Here is a 15,343-nt window from a genome sequence, read left to right on the forward strand (position 1 = left end):
GCAGTGGCCGTGCAACGGCCAGGCCAACCAGCAGTGGCGGCTCAACGGTGACGGTTCGGTGACCGGGGTCCAGTCCGGGCTGTGCCTGGACGTGACCGGTGCCTCGACCGCCGACGGCGCCCTGGTCCAGCTGTGGACGTGCAGCGGCCAGAGCAACCAGCACTGGACCCTCGGCTGACCCACCCCCCAACCCCGGCAACGCCCCCGCGGTCCAGAGCAGCTACAGGCCCCGGACCGCGAGGGCCACGCCGGTCTCCGGCTCGACAAGAGATGCGTTCAGCGGCCGGACAGCCGCCGCCGAACCGGCTGACGCATCCTCGCGCGGGCCGGCAACCTTTTCGCTCGCGGCGGCAACCGAGTCGTGGAGGACCGACTCGACCGAGCGAACGGACACACATGAGGGCAACGAAGCGCGCCGCGTCACAGGCGCGGCGCAGGCGCCGGCAGAGCCGCGGGCTGCTCACGGGCATGACGCCGGCGCTGCTCGCCGTCGCGGTCCTGGCCTGTCTGGTGGTCGCGTTCCTGCCCGGCAGCGGGTCCGGCAACGGACATGCGGTCGCAGCCGCCCAGGCGGGCAGCTCGCCCGGATCCGGATCACCGTCCGTCTCCGGGCGAGCCCGTGCCACGACGGCGACGGCCCACGGGTCCCGCTCGGATCGGCCCACGCCGTCGGCGTCGGCCCCCACACCTGCCGCCCAGCCGGGGTCCGGCGTGGCGCCGCTGGCCGGACGGATCAAGCCCTCGCTCACGTACCACGGGGTCGCCACCGCCTACGCGGCAGCGGACGGCAACGGGTCGTGCCTGTTCGGGCCGTCGAACGATCTCATGATCGCGGCGATGAACTACACCGACTACGAGACGGCCAAGGCCTGCGGCGCGTACGTCCTGGTCCGCGCCGCCAACGGGGCCGCGCTCACGGTGCGGATCGTCAACGAGTGCCCGCTGCCCTGCGCTCCGGGCCAACTCGACCTGAGCCGACAGGCCTTCGCCCGGCTCGCCGCCCTCTCCGTCGGCCGGCTCCCGATCACCTGGACGCTGGTGAGCCCCGCCTCGCCGGGCACGATCTCGCTGCGCTACAAGACCGGCTCCTCCCGCTGGTGGTGCGGCATCCAGGTGATCGGCCACCGCAACCCCGTGGCGCTGCTCGAAGTCCGCACCGCGAGCGGCTGGCAGAGCCTGCCGCGGACCGACTACGACTACTTCCTCTCCGCCGACGGCACCGGGTGCGGTGGGGCGATCAGGATCACCGACATCTACGGGCAGCGACTCGTCGTCGACGGGATCGCGCTGCGACCGGACGTCGCCCAGCCGACCGGACTCCAGTTCACTCGGCATTGACCATGCCGCCGACCTGCACTGTTACCCTCCTGCGGTTTGTTAACGCGCACATGGCAAGAACGGGCGACCGAGGGAGATGCTCCCCGACGACGCGTCCGCGGAGTTCCACGACTCTTCGAACGCCACTACGCCGAACTGGCCCGCTTCGCCCACCTCCTGACGGGTGAGGCGGACGCGGCCGACGGCCTGGCCGCCGACGCCCTGATCAGCATGCGGCAGCGCTGGGACCGGGTCCGCACGGCAGAACACGCCACCGGCGTGCGCGACGCGAGCGGCGACAGCTACCGGGTCGACGCGCGGACCTCGGGCGCGTCCCCCGTCGCGGTCTGGGGAGGCTTCACTCCGACCCGCTGAGGGTCGACCACGGCGTGCGGCGGAGAGGGCCCCGCTCTGGTCTGGTTGGATGTGGTTCATCCTGAACTGTTGACCAGCCGAGGAGCAGACCCTGAACACGCCGTCCGCGGAGTTGCTCTCCGTCGTCCTGCTCGCGGCGGTGCTGGTCTGCGCGGTGGTGCGTCCGTGGGGCTGGCCCGAGGCGGTGGTCGCCGTTCCGGCGGCCGCCGTCGTGGTCGGTGCGGGCGCGATCTCCCTGCCCCACGCGGCGGCGGAGGCGGGGCGGCTCGGTCCGGTGATCGGGTTCCTCGCCGCAGTGCTGGTGCTGGCTCAGCTCTGCGCCGACGAGGGCCTGTTCCGGGCCTGCGGCGCGTGGATGGCCCGCAGCGCGACCGGACGGCCCAGACGCCTGCTGGTCCAGGTCTTCGCGCTCGCTTCGGTGATCACGGCGGTGCTGAGCCTGGACGCGACCGTGGTGCTGCTCACCCCGGTGGTGTTCGCGACCGCCGCCCGACTCGGGGTCCGGCCCAAGCCGCACCTGTACGCCTGCACGCACCTGTCCAACACCGCGTCACTGCTGCTGCCGGTCTCCAATCTCACCAACTTGCTGGCCTTCGCCGCCGCGGGCATCAGCTTCACCCGCTTCGCCGCCCTGATGACACTGCCCTGGCTGGTCGCGATCGGCGTCGAGTACCTGGTGCTGCGCCGGTTCTTCGCCGCCGACCTGGACGCCGGTGCTCAGGCCCCGGCCGACTCCGCCGCCCCCGACCTCCCGCTGTTCGCCCTGCTGACCGTCGCCGGAACCCTCGTGGGGTTCGTCGTGACGTCCGCGATCGGCGTCAACCCCGCCTGGGCCGCCTTCGCGGGCGCCGCGGTCCTCGGCGTCCGCGCCCTGACCCGACGCCGCACCACCCCCGCCGCCATCGTCCGCTCCGCCGCACTGCCCTTCCTGGCGTTCGTCCTGGCGCTCGGTGTCGTGGTGCGCGCCGTCGTCGACAACGGGCTCGCGTCCAGCCTCGCGCACCTGGTGCCGCACGGCAGCACGCTGCCCGCCCTGCTCGGGGTCGCCGCCCTGGCCGCGGTCCTGGCCAACGTCATCAACAACCTGCCCGCCACCCTCGTCCTGGTCCCGCTCGCCGCGCCGTCCGGGGCGGGCGCGGTCCTGGCCGTGCTGCTCGGGGTCAACATCGGCCCCAACCTCACCTACGCAGGCTCCCTCGCGACGCTCCTGTGGCGGCGCATCGTCCGCGAACACGACAACGATGTGGACCTCGGCGAGTTCACCCGGCTGGGCTTGCTCGTCGTGCCCGCCGCACTGACGCTGTCCGTGGTGGCACTGTGGGGATCACTGCAGATCGTCGGAGGGTGAGCGAGAGCCGTGGCCGTCGTCGTCTGGATCACCGAGGGAACCTGGCCCGCCTGCGTCGACGCCGCCCGCGCGTACGCGCCGCCCGAAGCCGAGATCGTGCTGCTCCATGTTCTCGACACCGAGGCGTCGGCGGTGGCGCACGGCGCGTTCGTCGGACTGCTCGGGCGTGCCCACCCCGTCACCGGTCACCGCCCGGCCACGGGCTGGGGCAGGGATCCGGGCGACGCCGCGGAACAGACGGCGACCGTCAGCGAACGCAATCTCTTCCAGGCCGCAGCCGATCGCATCGGCCGCCCGTGCAGTCGGCAGACACGGGCCGGACGGGCCGAACGTGAGGTCGTCGCTGCGGCCGACGGCGCGGACCTGCTCGTCCTGGCCCGCGACGGCGACCTGCGCCACCTCGGACCGCACAGCCTCGGCCGCGCCACCCGCTTCGTCGTCGACCACGCCCCTTGCCCGATCCTGCTCGTCTGGCCCCAGCAGGCACCCGACGTCACCACTCTTCCGCCGCCTCCCCCGCCGCGCTGAGGCCGGCCCGCGCGTCCCACCAGGACCTGCGGCTCCGGAGCGGCGCCGACGGGGACCGTCGGTCAGTAGGTGTAGGGGGGCCAATGCGGATCGTCCCATCGAGCATCCCCGGTGAGGCCGATCAACCGCAGACGTTGGAGCAGGGAATCCGAGGCGTTGTGCGCCCTGAGCCGGGCCGGGGCGTGACGGGTGAGCCAAGCGGTCAGCACAGCCACCAAGTCGTCCTCGTCGTGCCACGTGCTCCACGGGAGCCGGTCGACGAGCAGGTCGTAGTCCCATGCGTCGACGGCCTCCGCGAGCCGCCGGTCGGCCGTCGCATGCTCCGTCCTCTCCCAGATGTCGAGCCAGGGGCTCAGCTCGCCGGACGCCTCGACGCACAGGACGAGGGCCTGGTGCGTGTGCGTGTGCGTCTGAGCGGCAGGGTCGGAGGTGACGAGGCTGCGGGCCCAGAACGCGAGGAGGAACTCCCGGACCACCGCGGCCTGCTCCCGGGGCCAGTCCTGCCAGCGTCCCCGGGAGAGGAAGACGCCGATCTCGTCCCAGTACGGGAACGACTCGCCGGGGCTTTCTACGACGGCACGCGCCAGCTGGGGCAGGATGCGTCGAAGGACCGCGCCGTGGTCGCTCCAGTCCGCGGCCTGGCACGTCCGTCGGAGGAGAGCGGGGTCGAGCTGCACGTCCGGCGTCTTGAGGAGGGCGAGCTCCTCGGCGCCGCCCCAGTGGCACGCGCAGTTGCTCTCTTCCGGGTGCGCGGTCGCCCCGCGGAAAGCGTCGCTGAGTTCTCCCAGGGTCCGGTCCAGACGAAGCTCCGCATGTCGCACCTGCATGTCGGTCATCGGCGTTCGCCTTCGAGGACTCCACCGGTCTGCGCCGGGCGAAGGCTACGACGTTACCGGCCCAGGGTCGGTATGACCAGACAGCGTCAAGATTCGGCACCCGGCGTCTGGACATCCTCGGCGAGTACGTCGAGAAGGCCACGCGCTCGCGGACGTGGCCGAGGATGCGATCACGGCGCAGCCGCCGCACCGTGGACCCTATGACCGAACCTCAATCCGATCGAGAACCCCACAAGGTGGAGTCAGGCCAGTTCGCGGACCTGGTGCGCGCCGTGCACAGAGGCGAGCACCCGCGGTGCCCGGTCTGCGCAGCGGAACCGTCGGCGGTCGCGATGGAGGGTGGCGGCGGGCGCCCGATCCTCCACTTCGATCGGTGTGACCACCGAGCGGAAGCCGCCTGAGTTTGATCGCGGCACTGGCGGATAGACGCCGAGCGTCCCCCTGCAGAACCATCGAGAGCCCCCGGGGCACGTGGCAAGCAACCCGGGGAGGGAGATCTGATGAGCGACCCGCAAGAACGCGAGCCCCAGCAGGCCGATGACGAGACGCGGGAGGAATCCTCCAAGCAGCGGAACATCACGGCGCCGACCCCGCCGGACGTGAGGGCCAAGAAAAGGGACGGAGACGAGGACGAGGGGGCCTCGACGGATCCCAAGGCCTGAAACCGACCCCGCCGATCCCGCCGACTGACCCCGCCGATCGCCGGCGCGGGTCAGTCGGCCGTCGCGCGAATGTGCGGCACGGCGCGCGTCAGGGTGAGGACGCCGGCGACGATCATGGCGACGCCTGCGAGTTCGGGGATCACGAACCAGCCCGTGCGGATGGTCTCACCCAGCAAGGTGACGCCGAGCAGCAGGCTGACCGTGGCGTCACCGATGGTCAGGGCGGGCTGGGACGCAGCGAGGGAGCCGGCCTGCAGGGCGTTCTCCAGCAGCAGGACGGCGGCGATGCCGGTGAGGGCGAAGCCGTAGGTCTGCCAGGTGGTGAGGAAGGCCGTCAGGCCGTGGTCGGAGAAGGTCCCGGTGGCCGATTTGAGCAGGGCCGCGGTGAGCGCGTTGCCGATGGCAGCGGCGGTGCCCAGGCTCGTGGCCCGGAAGAGCGAGGAGTCGGAGCGCGCCGCCGCCAGGACCGCGGCCCCGATGAGGCCGAGGCAGACGGCCAGAGCGGGGATCCAGCGGTCCATGGGCGCTTGACTGGTGCTGCCGGTCGGCGCGGCGGAGCCCAGCAGCAGGGCGAGGCCGAGCACGACCGTTGCCACGCCGTACCAGCCCACGGCCGGCAGCCGTCGGTGCAGCAGCGGTGCCGCGATCAGAAGGGCGAAGGGCAGTTCCAGGATGAAGAGCGGCTGAACCAGGGCCAGTGGGCCGAACGTCAGAGCGAGGGCTTGGAACAGGGCAGCCCCGATGACGCCGGCGATGCCTGCGATCCAGGCGGGTCGGCGTGCCAGGGCCCGCAGCAGCCTGAGACCGCCGCCACGCGTGACGGTGGCAGCCGCCTTGCGCTGGAAGGCGGTGCCTGCGGCGTTGCTGGCCGCTCCGAGGACCGCGAAGACGACGGCGAGGACGAGCACGACGGGATTGCTTCCCTTCACCGGGTCCCCTCGACCAGCCCGGCGAGAAAGCTGCTCCGGACGGCCGCAGCGGGTCGGGGTGAGGATGGCGTGAGGCGGGTCGGCGCAGGCATAGGGCAACGACGCGCTCGCCGGCGCGACCCGGGGAAGCAGAACGGCCACCCGGGCCTCGGAGGTCTGCGGAGGCGTCTCTCGCGTCATCGGCTGCAGCGCGGGTGGCCCCCGGGCCGGGCCCGCCGGCGCATCGCGTGGCCAGCCCGGGAGGGATGCTAGAAAACCCTCGTGACCGATCAACCCCACCAGTCCCCGACCGTGCGTCTCTTCGTCGCGCTGGCGCCGCCCGACGATGCCAAGGACGAGTTGGCAGACGCCCTGCAGTTCGCGTACGAGAAATACGCCCAGCTGCGCTGGAACCGGATCGAGGACTGGCACATCACGCTGGCGTTCCTCGGCGAGCACCCGGTCACGGTCGTCCCACTCCTGCGGGCCGCCCTCGCCCGGCTGGCCGCGCATCACCCTTCCCTCCGCTTGGACCTGAAAGGCGGCGGCCACTTCGACGAACGGCTGCTGTGGAGCGGGATCGAGGGAGAACTCGACGGACTGCACGCCCTCGCCGACGAAGTCCGGAAGTCGGTGCGGGAGTGCGGCATCCCCTTCCAGGAGCGCCCGCTGCGCCCCCACCTGACGCTGGCCCGGGGACGGCGTGGTCAGGAGACCGACATCCTGTCAGCGGCCGCCGGCCTCACCGGTTTCGCCGGCCGCACCTGGCATGCCGAGCGCCTCCACCTGGTGGGCAGCAACATCGGCCGCGGCCCGGGAGTGATCCGCTACCGCGACATCGAGTCCTGGCGGCTCACCGACGGATCCTGACGTCGTGTGCCTTGTACAGCTGTCTTGCCCGAGGGGGCGGAGCGGCCGTCTCAGCGAGAGCATGCGCGCCGCCGGTGTCCGACCGCTGCAGCACGACGGACAGGTGCCCTGCGATGCGGGTGGCGCCCTGGTTGGTCCGGGCGGGCGACACTTCGAAACTCTGCCTCCCCTCTCCGGCATGTCCCGACCGTCGAAAGGGCGGAGGGTGCTTGGCTGGTCTGCCAGCGACCACCCAGTGCGCCACCAGCGCACGGAACGGAGAGTCCATGGCGGATAGGGCTGCGGCGATCCTGAAGGCGCTCGGCGGTCACGGTAACCTCGTGGAGCTCGAGCCCTGCATCACCAGGCTCAGGGTCGAAGTGAAGGACGAAGCCCTCGTCGACGTTGCCGCACTCAAGGCGGCCGGGGCGATGGAAGTGATGAAGGCCGGCACGGTGGTTCAGGTCGTGGTCGGTCCGCATCGGGCGGCCAACTTGGCCTCGGAGATCGAGGATCTCCTCGACGTCTAGGCAAACGCGCGTCAGTCGAAGCGATCCTCGCATGCTTCTTCTGCGGGCACGGTGGCGAGGAGCGCCCGATTTTCACACCTTGCACGAGCGGGGCCGCCCGGGGCGGGAGCCGAGCTCCCGCCCCGGTCACTCGCCTCAGAGGTCGGTCAACTGGGTCAGCACTTCCTGGTACCGCTGCAGGGCGACGCGGAGCTGTTCGGTGGCGGTTCCCGTGTCCATCGCGGCGCTGCCCGGTTCGTCGGCCTGCCAGAGCTGCCGGATGTCGGCGCTCCGGGCCAGCAGGGCTTCGGTGATGTGCTCGGCGGCGCGGGCGACGACCGCGTCGGCGCGCTCGACTGCCTGGCGGGGGTCGTCCACGAAGTCATATCGGGCCTGCTGCCAGTCGTCACGCAGTCGCTGCGCGATCTCGGGCTCGATGAGGGGCCGGTCGGAGACCGGCGGCTTCGGCGACTCGTCGTAGGCCGGGTCGGGCGCGAGTGCCGGGTCGACGTCCCGGCCGGCGAGGCTTGCGGCGCTCGTCCCGGTGCCTTCGGGGCTTTCAGGACGGGTGGTTCGGCGCGCGAACCCGTCACCGTTCCGGGTCTCCGCAGGTTCCGGCTGGAAGCTCGCGGCCTGATCCAGTCGCTCTGCCGGTGCCGGCTGGTCAGCCTGCTCGGGCAGGCTCCGGTTCTCGTTCATCGGGCCCTCCCACTCGCCAGCCGGGCCGGTTGATCGTCGGGGCTGGACACGCCGTTCGCTCCGATCAGGGACTCGCACACGCTCTTGGCGTTGACGAATCCCTCGCGCAGTTCCTCCGTCGACGGCATGCCGTCGACGGCGCGCTCTGCGATTCCCTGTGCCTTCTCGTAGCACCGCAGGACGTCTTCGCTGTGGAAGCGAAGGACGGTTCGCCGGTCCTCGGGATCGGAGGGAAAGCCCATGTCCTTCAGCAGTGCTTCCAGCTCGGCCGATGCCTCGGTGAGCACCGCCGCCGGATCGTCGACGAACCGCGCCTGGAGGTCGTGCCACTGCCGGGCGAGCTGCTCGGCACGGGCAGGGTCCGGGGGCTGCACGGGATGGGCGTCGAGACGCCGCTCACGCTCGAGCAGAGCCCGCTCCGTGTTCCGCTTGCTGCCCTGGTGGGCTGTCATGGCCGCGGTGTATTCAGGCCCGAAGCGTTGCTTCAGGCGGCTGGTTCGACGCCCGGCGCCCACGACGGCGACTGCGCAGAGCACAGCCGCAGCGATCAGGACGACCAGGGCCGCGACCCACAGAACTGACATTTCACCTCTCCTTTCGCTACGCCCGCCACAAGCGCGTGACGGTTGGCAGGTCATCGCCGACGTGCAGGGAGCGCCGATTGCGCTCTGCGCCGCGGGATCTCGGCACTCACACGGGTGTTGACGGCCGTTCGTCCTGGCCGCCTGAGCGAGTGGATCCGCCCGGACAGTGGCCGACCCGCCACGAGATAGGCCACCAGTGCCCCGGCGGCGGCCAGGATGATGTCGTCGACGTCGAAGCTGCGACCTTCGACGAAGTAGTGCTGCAGCCCCTCGATGACGGTGATGAATGCCGCGGTGAGCAGGGTGACCCGCACGGGGCCTCTGAGGCTTCGGCTGACGACGGGCAGCAGCAACCCGAACGGCATCCCGACCGCGATGTTTCCCCCGATCTGGAGCAGGGCCTCACGGACGGAGGGCTGGTCGAGATAGAGGCCGATGGTCGCGCCCGGATGGAGGTTCGTGTGGGCGATCCCGGCCGAGGCCGGTGACGGAGTCAACGTCAGTTTGACGACGACGGCCGCACAAGCTGCGAATGCCAGGAGCGCCGTACCGCGCACCAGGGTGCGCAGCAGTGTGCTGAACAGGCTTGCCATTCCCCACGCCTCCCCTGGGCGACTCGGGACGCCCACCTTGAGCTCGTCCCGGCCATGCCGACGAGCGGCGTCTACCCCGCCGTGCCGTGTCCACGCGGTCCGCGAGGACCAGGGCCCGGTCCGCGGCCGTCGGCGAGCCGCTGACGCTCCTGCTCCGCCCCGGACGCGCTGCTTGCGCACGGGCTGCCTTGTGTGCCGAGCAGTCGGTCGACGAGGAGTTCGGGGTAGCCCACGGCCGGCGGGTCGATGCCGAAGATCGCCCGGATGTAGAACGGCGCGATGAGGTGGTCGAGGATGCCCCCTCGGGGAGTTCACGGCTCGGGGCGCTTTCAGTGGCTGGATGCGCCGGCGATCCAGTCCTTGACCGCGTCCATGCGGGTTCGGCGGGCCAGCGGATACCGGTGCTGGGCTCGCTCGGCTTTGCGGGAGCCCGGCTGGTAGCGCCAGCGCGCCCAGGGGGAGGTCGGCTTGGCGAGGCGCACGAAGGCCACCGCGGAGAGCAGGGGAATCAGCAGCCCGATCACGCCCATGGCCGTCTTGCCCTTGAGGATCGCCCCCACCGACAGCAGGAGGTTGAGGGCGAGCAGGGCGGCGAAGGCCGCGTGGTCGGCGCTGGACGCTCCGGAGTCCGCGAAAGGGTTGAACCCGGCGACCAGGAGCAGGCCGACGCCTACGGCCAGGAAGACCGCGTCGACGGACTTGCGGCCCTCTTTGGACCAGTAGACGTCCTCCAGATGCAGCCACAGCGCGAACTCGTCCAGGGCCAGCGCGGCGCCGCTTCCGAAGAGGACGGCGAGGATCTGCGCGCCCGGGCTGCCGGGCCGGTAGGCGAACTCGATCGCCCCGGCCACCAGCATGCCGAGGATCCCGTAGACCTGGTGGTGCAGGTGCGTACCGCCGACCTCGACGTCGCGGAACGGCCCGCGGCCGCTGCGGATCATCCGGGTGATCAGGCGGGTGCCGAGGAAGGTCAGCACGAACGCGCCGAGCATCCACAGGCCGAGCCCGTGGTTCGGCGGCTCGATGATCACGTAGATGCCGACGGCTTGCCAGGTCATCGCGTCCCTCGCCCGGTCAGCGCCGCTCAGCTCCGCCCACCGGTCGCGGTGAACAGGTCCCGCACCGAGGCGTCGGGGAGGTAGCACCGCAGGAGTGCGACGCCGATCCTGGGCAGGTCCGCCTCGTCGCGGTAGAGCAGGTACATCGGTTCGTAGCGCGGCTGGAACTTGGCCTTGAAGGCGTGCAGCGAGCGGAACCCGTAGTAGGGCTCCATGGCGCTGCCGAGCCGGTCCAGGATCCGCTGGAGGACGGTGGGCGTGCCGTCGTCCGCGGGATTGCGGGCGAGCGGGGCGCCGGAGAGGGAGAGGAACTGGGCGCTGTCTTCGCGCAGGGCCAGGCAGCTGGAGGCGATCATGAACTCGACCACCGGCCGGAAGCCGTCGTGGCGTCGCCGCATCATGTCCAGCGTCCACCCCGAGGGCGGCTGGCCGTCCGGCGTGCCCGGGTTCTCCCCCGAGGTCTCTGCTGTCGCGTACACCGGCATCCAGGAGGTGACGCCCTGGAGGCGGCCGTCGTCGTTCAGGGCAAGGCCGACCCGCATCCTGGGGTCCAGCGCCTCCTCGACGCCGCCCAGGGTGAAGCCCATCTCGGGCAGGCCGCTGTCGCCGACCCACTCCTCGGAGATCTGCCAGACCTGGGTGAGCAGGGCCCGGGGTTGTTCCGCGAGCGGCCCGAGCCGGTACTCCACGCCCTCCTTCTTGGCGCGGTTCAGCGCCGTGCGCACGTCCTGCCAGGCCTTGCCGCGGAACTCCAGGTCCGGCAGGTCGACGATGGTGTCCTCGGCCACCTGCACCGAGCGCCAGCCCAGCTGCCGTTCGGTGATCTCGGCGGCCGCGGCGGTGGCCGAGAAGAGGCACGGCACCCGCCCCGCGCGGTCGCACATGTCGGCGAACTGCCGGATCGTCCCGGCCCGGCCGTCTGCCGCGCCCACGGGGTCGCCGAGCGCCACCGCGACCCCGGCGTGCTCGCGGTAGGCGATGTAGCCGTCCCGGGACGCGGCGAAGAAGTAGGTGTTGTCCGGCCAGGTGGTCATCCAGGAGAGGTTTCCGCCGCCTTCGCGCAGCAGCAGATCGGCCGCGCGTTGCTGGGCGTCCTGCGGTGGTTCGGCGCCCGCCTGCGGGCCACGCCAGCGGGCGAGGAGGGCGCGGGGGCGGCGGGCCTGGAACGCGTCGCGCCCGGCGAGCAGGATCAGGAGTTCCGCCGACCACACGACCGCGTTGGGGACGAACACTGACGCTCCCTGGACGGTGACCTGCTGGTCGAGGATCTTGCCGACGGCGAAGACGACCGCCACCACCAGGCCCAGCAGGGCGTACAGCGAGGCCACCACGACCGTCCACCACCAGGCGACCCGGCTGCCCCGGCGCAGTCCGTCGGCCAGCAGCACGAGCAGGGCCACCAGGATCAGCACCTGCCAGCCGGAGCCGCTCAGGCCGTAGGTCGAGCCCATCGGCCCGCGGCTCGGGGCGAGCCAGACCACGATGGAGATCGCGGCCAGCACGACGAGCCCGGCGACGGCGAGCAGCCGCCACTGCCTGCGGCTCAGGCGCCCCGAGGCGTCGGCCGCTCCCGGCACCGTCACCCAGCGGGTGACCAGCAGGCCCCCGCACACGGCCAGCAGGTGTTCGAGGTCACTGAGCGTGCCGACGAACATCACCGAGACGCCGACATAGACCAGCAGGCCCAGGCGCAGCCACTGGCGCCACGGCGACACCAGCGTGGCGGAGACCACCGCGCCCGCGCACAGCGCTCCCGCGGAGAAGCCGACGTCCACGGTCCGGGCCAGCTCCTGGGCCCAGGCCCAGCCGGTGGTCCGGAGCACGGCCAGTACCGCGGACGCCAGCAGGACGGCCGCGATCTGGCCGGTCACCGTCACGGTGGCGGCCCACCGCGTCCCGAGGCGCAGCTCGGCGAAGCCCACGAGCAGGACGAAGCCGACGATGATCGGAAGGTAGTCCAGCGGGGTCGCGCCGAGCATCGAGCCGGTGATCGGGGTCCACCACCGGCCCGCCTCGAGGGACGGTAGACCGAAGGCGACATCGGGGTACCACGACCGGTCCTGCAGCGCGTTCCACAGGCCCCCTGTGGCGAGTGCGACGACCAGGACGGCCGCAGCGGTGGCCACGGTGAAAGGGACCCGCAGCACCAGGGCGGCGACCTTCAGCGGCCACTGTGGTTGCTCCTGAGCGGGCATCGCTCACCTCCGCGACGGCCCGGCACGGCGGCCACCACCTGCGGCCCGCCACAGACCGTCATCGGCACCTTTGCCCAGGTTAACGAGTACGCGGCCGACCGGCCGCTCGGCCGCTCGGCCGGTGCTCGGACGCGCCGGGCCCCTGACACGGACGCGTCCCAGCGGGTGATCACCCCAGGTCCCGCTGCGTGTGGCGGGGCCGCGCGGAGGCGGCATGTGTGACGTTGGCTGCGAACAAGGGTGGCGACGCAGGCTCTTGGCAGGTGCAACGGCCCCGTTGGACGCCACCGCGCCCAAGCGTCAGCAGCGCAGCGGACATCCAGAGCCTGCGTCGCTACGATCCCCTCGGGTCACCGAAGCCCCGGCGGGCTGCCGCCGCCCGCCTCGGGCAAAGGTGGGCGCACCCCTCGACCGCGAGACCGTCAGGAGGACCGCCGCCGTGCGCGTCGCCTTGTTCGCCACCTGTGTCAACGACGCGGTCCTGCCGCGCGCCGCGATCGCGACCGTGCGGCTGCTGGAGCGGCTTGGGGTCGCGGTGGACTTCCCCGAGCAGCAGAGCTGCTGCGGGCAGCCGCAGTACAACACCGGCTACCGGCGGATGACCGAAGCGCTGGTGCGGCGGATGGCGCGGGTCTTCGAGGGCTACGACTACCTGGTCGCCCCGTCCGGCTCCTGCGTGGCGATGGTACGGGAGAACTACCCGCGCGTCGGCGCGAAGGCGCGGGCGGAGGGGCGCGGCGAGGAGCTCGCGGTCGCGGCCGCCTCGCTGGCGCCGCGGGTGCTGGAGCTGACGGAGTTCCTGGTCGACGTGCTCGGCGCGACGGACGTGGGCGCGTACTTCCCGCATTCGGTGACCTACCACCCCTCCTGCCACGGCTTGCGCGTGCTGGGGCTCGGCGCGCGCCCGCTGGCGCTGCTGCGGGCGGTGCGGGGACTGGAGCTGGTGGAGTTGCCGGGCGCGGAGGAGTGCTGCGGCTTCGGCGGCACGTTCGCCGTCAAGAACCCGGACGTGTCGGCGGCCATGGGCGCGGACAAGGTCGCGGCCGCGCGGTCCACCGGCGCGGAGGTGCTGTGCGGGGCGGACAACTCCTGCCTGCTGCACCTGGACGGCATGATGCGACGTGAGAAGGTACCGCTGCGTGCGGTTCACCTCGCCGAGATCCTCGCCTCCACTGAGGCCGAACCCTGGAGCGTGGCATGAGCGGCCGTACGTACCTGGGCATGCCCGCCTTCCCCCAGGCGGCCAGGGCGGCGACGAAGGATGCCCGGCTGCGGGCGAACCTGCGCCGCGCCACCCACACCATCCGCGACAAACGAGCCCGCGCGGTGGGCGAGTTGGACGACTGGGCACTGCTGCGCGAGGCGGGCAGACGGATCAAGGACCACACCCTGCGCCATCTGGACACCTACCTGATCCAGTTGGAGGAGCGCGTCACGGCCGCCGGCGGCACGGTCCACTGGGCGGCCGACGCGGCCGAGGCCAACCGGATCGTCGCCGAACTCGTGCGCGCGACCGGGGAGTCGGAGGTGGTCAAGGTCAAGTCGATGGCCACGCAGGAGATCGGTCTCAACGAGGCGCTCGCGGCCGAGGGCATCACCGCCTACGAGACGGACCTGGCCGAGCTGATCGTCCAGCTCGGCGACGACCTGCCCTCGCACATCCTCGTACCCGCCATCCACCGCAACCGCGAGGAGATCCGCGCCATCTTCGCGGCCAAGATGGCCGAGTGGGGCCGGCCCGCGCCCGAGGGGCTCACCGACCGCCCGGCGGACCTGGCCGAGGCGGCGCGGCTGCACCTGCGGGAGAAGTTCTTGCGGGCCAAGGTCGCCGTCTCCGGCGCGAACTTCATGATCGCCGAGACCGGGACGCTGGTCGTGGTCGAGTCCGAGGGCAACGGCCGGATGTGCCTGACGCTCCCGGAGACCCTGATCTCCGTGGTCGGCATCGAGAAGATCCTGCCCACCTGGCAGGACCTGGAGGTGTTCCTGCAGCTCCTCCCCCGCTCCTCCACTGCCGAGCGGATGAACCCCTACACCACCATGTGGACCGGGACCACCCCTGGCGACGGGCCCCGCGACTTCCATCTCGTGCTGCTCGACAACGGGCGCACCGACACGCTCGCGGACGAGGTCGGACGGCAGGTGTTGCGTTGCATCCGCTGCTCCGCCTGCCTGAACGTCTGCCCCGTCTACGAGCGCGCCGGCGGCCACGCCTACGGCTCCCCCTACCCCGGCCCGATCGGCGCCGTCCTCACGCCGCAACTGCGCGGCACCACCAGCGAGGTCGACGCCTCGCTCCCCTTCGCCTCGTCGCTGTGCGGAGCCTGCTACGAGGTCTGCCCCGTCGCCATCGACATCCCCGAGGTACTGGTCCATCTGCGCGAGCAGGTCGCCGCCCAGCCGGGCCACGGCGCCGAGCGGGCCGCGATGCGCGGCGCGACCTGGCTGTTCGACCACCCGGCCGCGCTGGCCGCCGCCGAACGCGCGGCGTCGGCCACCCGCGCCCTGCATCCGCGCACGCTGCCGTTCGGGCCGGCCAAGGCCTGGACCGACAGCCGCGACCTCCCGCAACTGCCCGCCGAGCCCTTCCGCACCTGGTGGAAGCAGCACCGCACGACCCGTCAGGAGCCGACGCCGTGAGCAGCCGCGACGCCATCCTCGCCCGCGTCCGCGCCGCGCTCGCCGACGCGCCCGAGCCGGAACCGGTGGTGCGCGACTACCGCACCGCCCACGTCCCGACCGAGCCCGGTCCGGACAGCCACGGGACCGACGCCCACGCCGCGGTGGTCGACCTGCTGGCCGAGAACCTCGCCGACTACCGCGCCCGCGTCCACCGCTGCACCGAGGCGGAGCTGCCCGCGCTGCTCGCCCGCCTGCTCGCC

The 15,343-nt window shown here is 72.0% G+C and carries 16 protein-coding genes and 2 pseudogenes; 11 read left to right on the forward strand and 7 right to left on the reverse strand.

Annotated elements, in window-relative coordinates:
* Positions 1 to 58: 58 nt before the first annotated feature.
* The 5 genes and pseudogenes from TR48_RS40710 to TR48_RS21670 all read left to right on the forward strand — a co-directional run bounded on the left by TR48_RS40710 (position 59) and on the right by TR48_RS21670 (position 3,568).
* Complete coding sequence (locus TR48_RS40710; RefSeq protein ID WP_439654487.1) at positions 59 to 178, forward strand: RICIN domain-containing protein; 120 nt, start codon at positions 59 to 61, stop codon at positions 176 to 178.
* Between the two features lie 218 nt (positions 179 to 396).
* Entirely contained in the window at positions 397 to 1,338 is a 942-nt protein-coding gene (locus TR48_RS21660; protein ID WP_042369885.1) for an expansin EXLX1 family cellulose-binding protein, read from the forward strand.
* Positions 1,339 to 1,414: 76 nt separating this feature from the next.
* A pseudogene (locus TR48_RS44725) lies at positions 1,415 to 1,587 on the forward strand (SigE family RNA polymerase sigma factor); the annotation flags it as partial.
* A gap of 196 nt (positions 1,588 to 1,783) precedes the next feature.
* Positions 1,784 to 3,040, forward strand: a complete 1,257-nt coding sequence (locus TR48_RS21665; RefSeq protein WP_042369887.1) for an SLC13 family permease — start codon at positions 1,784 to 1,786, stop codon at positions 3,038 to 3,040.
* A gap of 9 nt (positions 3,041 to 3,049) precedes the next feature.
* Positions 3,050 to 3,568: a universal stress protein gene (locus tag TR48_RS21670; RefSeq protein WP_042369888.1), complete on the forward strand. Its 519-nt coding sequence runs from the start codon at positions 3,050 to 3,052 to the stop codon at positions 3,566 to 3,568.
* A gap of 62 nt (positions 3,569 to 3,630) precedes the next feature.
* Here TR48_RS21670 and TR48_RS21675 read toward each other — a convergent pair whose 3' ends face one another.
* Positions 3,631 to 4,404 (reverse strand): hypothetical protein, encoded by a 774-nt coding sequence (locus TR48_RS21675; protein WP_042369890.1) that lies wholly within the window; start codon positions 4,402 to 4,404, stop codon positions 3,631 to 3,633.
* A gap of 500 nt (positions 4,405 to 4,904) precedes the next feature.
* Between TR48_RS21675 and TR48_RS43440 the strand changes: the two genes are divergently transcribed.
* The gene (locus tag TR48_RS43440; RefSeq protein WP_161789879.1) at positions 4,905 to 5,066 is read left to right on the forward strand and encodes a hypothetical protein; all 162 of its coding nucleotides are present in this window, start codon (positions 4,905 to 4,907) and stop codon (positions 5,064 to 5,066) included.
* A 50-nt stretch (positions 5,067 to 5,116) separates the two neighbouring features.
* On the opposite strand, the gene TR48_RS21680 is transcribed toward TR48_RS43440, so the two are convergent.
* Positions 5,117 to 5,974: a DMT family transporter gene (locus TR48_RS21680; protein WP_042369971.1), complete on the reverse strand. Its 858-nt coding sequence runs from the start codon at positions 5,972 to 5,974 to the stop codon at positions 5,117 to 5,119.
* A 282-nt stretch (positions 5,975 to 6,256) separates the two neighbouring features.
* Here TR48_RS21680 and thpR point away from each other — a divergent pair, with 282 nt between their 5' ends.
* Positions 6,257 to 6,844, forward strand: a complete 588-nt coding sequence (gene thpR / locus TR48_RS21685) for an RNA 2',3'-cyclic phosphodiesterase (RefSeq protein WP_042369893.1) — start codon at positions 6,257 to 6,259, stop codon at positions 6,842 to 6,844.
* 113 nt (positions 6,845 to 6,957) lie between these two features.
* Complete coding sequence (locus TR48_RS40720; protein ID WP_084729635.1) at positions 6,958 to 7,353, forward strand: PTS sugar transporter subunit IIB; 396 nt, start codon at positions 6,958 to 6,960, stop codon at positions 7,351 to 7,353.
* Positions 7,354 to 7,488: 135 nt separating this feature from the next.
* Here the strand turns inward: TR48_RS40720 and TR48_RS39085 are convergent, their stop codons facing one another.
* From TR48_RS39085 to TR48_RS46375, 5 genes are all read right to left on the reverse strand, one after another.
* Positions 7,489 to 8,031, reverse strand: coding sequence for a hypothetical protein (locus TR48_RS39085; protein ID WP_052442862.1), 543 nt, complete (start codon positions 8,029 to 8,031; stop codon positions 7,489 to 7,491).
* On the reverse strand, positions 8,028 to 8,546 hold the full coding sequence (locus tag TR48_RS21700; RefSeq protein ID WP_152628097.1) for a hypothetical protein: 519 nt from the start codon (positions 8,544 to 8,546) through the stop codon (positions 8,028 to 8,030). The genes TR48_RS39085 and TR48_RS21700 overlap by 4 nt, the downstream gene beginning before the upstream one ends.
* 119 nt (positions 8,547 to 8,665) lie before the next feature.
* Positions 8,666 to 9,208, reverse strand: coding sequence for a VanZ family protein (locus TR48_RS21705; protein WP_052442863.1), 543 nt, complete (start codon positions 9,206 to 9,208; stop codon positions 8,666 to 8,668).
* A 329-nt stretch (positions 9,209 to 9,537) separates the two neighbouring features.
* A complete protein-coding gene (locus TR48_RS21710; RefSeq protein ID WP_084729636.1) occupies positions 9,538 to 10,266 on the reverse strand; it encodes a hypothetical protein in 729 nt (242 codons plus the stop codon).
* 26 nt (positions 10,267 to 10,292) lie between these two features.
* Positions 10,293 to 12,461 (reverse strand): bifunctional lysylphosphatidylglycerol flippase/synthetase MprF, encoded by a 2,169-nt coding sequence (locus tag TR48_RS46375; RefSeq protein ID WP_042369899.1) that lies wholly within the window; start codon positions 12,459 to 12,461, stop codon positions 10,293 to 10,295.
* A gap of 439 nt (positions 12,462 to 12,900) precedes the next feature.
* Between TR48_RS46375 and TR48_RS21720 the strand changes: the two genes are divergently transcribed.
* From TR48_RS21720 to TR48_RS44730, 3 genes and pseudogenes are all read left to right on the forward strand, one after another.
* Complete coding sequence (locus tag TR48_RS21720; RefSeq protein WP_042369900.1) at positions 12,901 to 13,662, forward strand: (Fe-S)-binding protein; 762 nt, start codon at positions 12,901 to 12,903, stop codon at positions 13,660 to 13,662.
* Positions 13,659 to 15,101 carry a lactate utilization protein B gene (locus TR48_RS21725; RefSeq protein WP_042369903.1) on the forward strand — a complete coding sequence of 481 codons (1,443 nt, stop codon included), beginning with the start codon at positions 13,659 to 13,661 and terminating at the stop codon, positions 15,099 to 15,101. Before TR48_RS21720 ends, TR48_RS21725 begins: the two co-directional genes overlap by 4 nt.
* Positions 15,098 to 15,343: pseudogene (locus TR48_RS44730) on the forward strand (lactate utilization protein C); the annotation flags it as partial. The gene TR48_RS21725 and the pseudogene TR48_RS44730, both read left to right, overlap by 4 nt.

It is taken from the genome of Streptacidiphilus neutrinimicus, from assembly GCF_000787815.1.
In the GTDB taxonomy this organism is placed as follows: Bacteria; Actinomycetota; Actinomycetes; order Streptomycetales; family Streptomycetaceae; genus Streptacidiphilus; species Streptacidiphilus neutrinimicus.

Coding starts and splice junctions, on each gene's coding strand:
- TR48_RS21660 (WP_042369885.1), top strand. CDS start 397: ATGAGGGCAACGAAGCGCGCCGCGTCACAGGCGCGGCGCAGGCGCCGG.
- TR48_RS21675 (WP_042369890.1), bottom strand. CDS start 4,404: ATGACCGACATGCAGGTGCGACATGCGGAGCTTCGTCTGGACCGGACC.
- TR48_RS43440 (WP_161789879.1), top strand. CDS start 4,905: ATGAGCGACCCGCAAGAACGCGAGCCCCAGCAGGCCGATGACGAGACG.
- TR48_RS40720 (WP_084729635.1), top strand. CDS start 6,958: ATGCGGGTGGCGCCCTGGTTGGTCCGGGCGGGCGACACTTCGAAACTC.
- TR48_RS39085 (WP_052442862.1), bottom strand. CDS start 8,031: ATGAACGAGAACCGGAGCCTGCCCGAGCAGGCTGACCAGCCGGCACCG.
- TR48_RS21705 (WP_052442863.1), bottom strand. CDS start 9,208: ATGGCAAGCCTGTTCAGCACACTGCTGCGCACCCTGGTGCGCGGTACG.
- TR48_RS21710 (WP_084729636.1), bottom strand. CDS start 10,266: ATGACCTGGCAAGCCGTCGGCATCTACGTGATCATCGAGCCGCCGAAC.
- TR48_RS46375 (WP_042369899.1), bottom strand. CDS start 12,461: ATGCCCGCTCAGGAGCAACCACAGTGGCCGCTGAAGGTCGCCGCCCTG.
- TR48_RS21725 (WP_042369903.1), top strand. CDS start 13,659: ATGAGCGGCCGTACGTACCTGGGCATGCCCGCCTTCCCCCAGGCGGCC.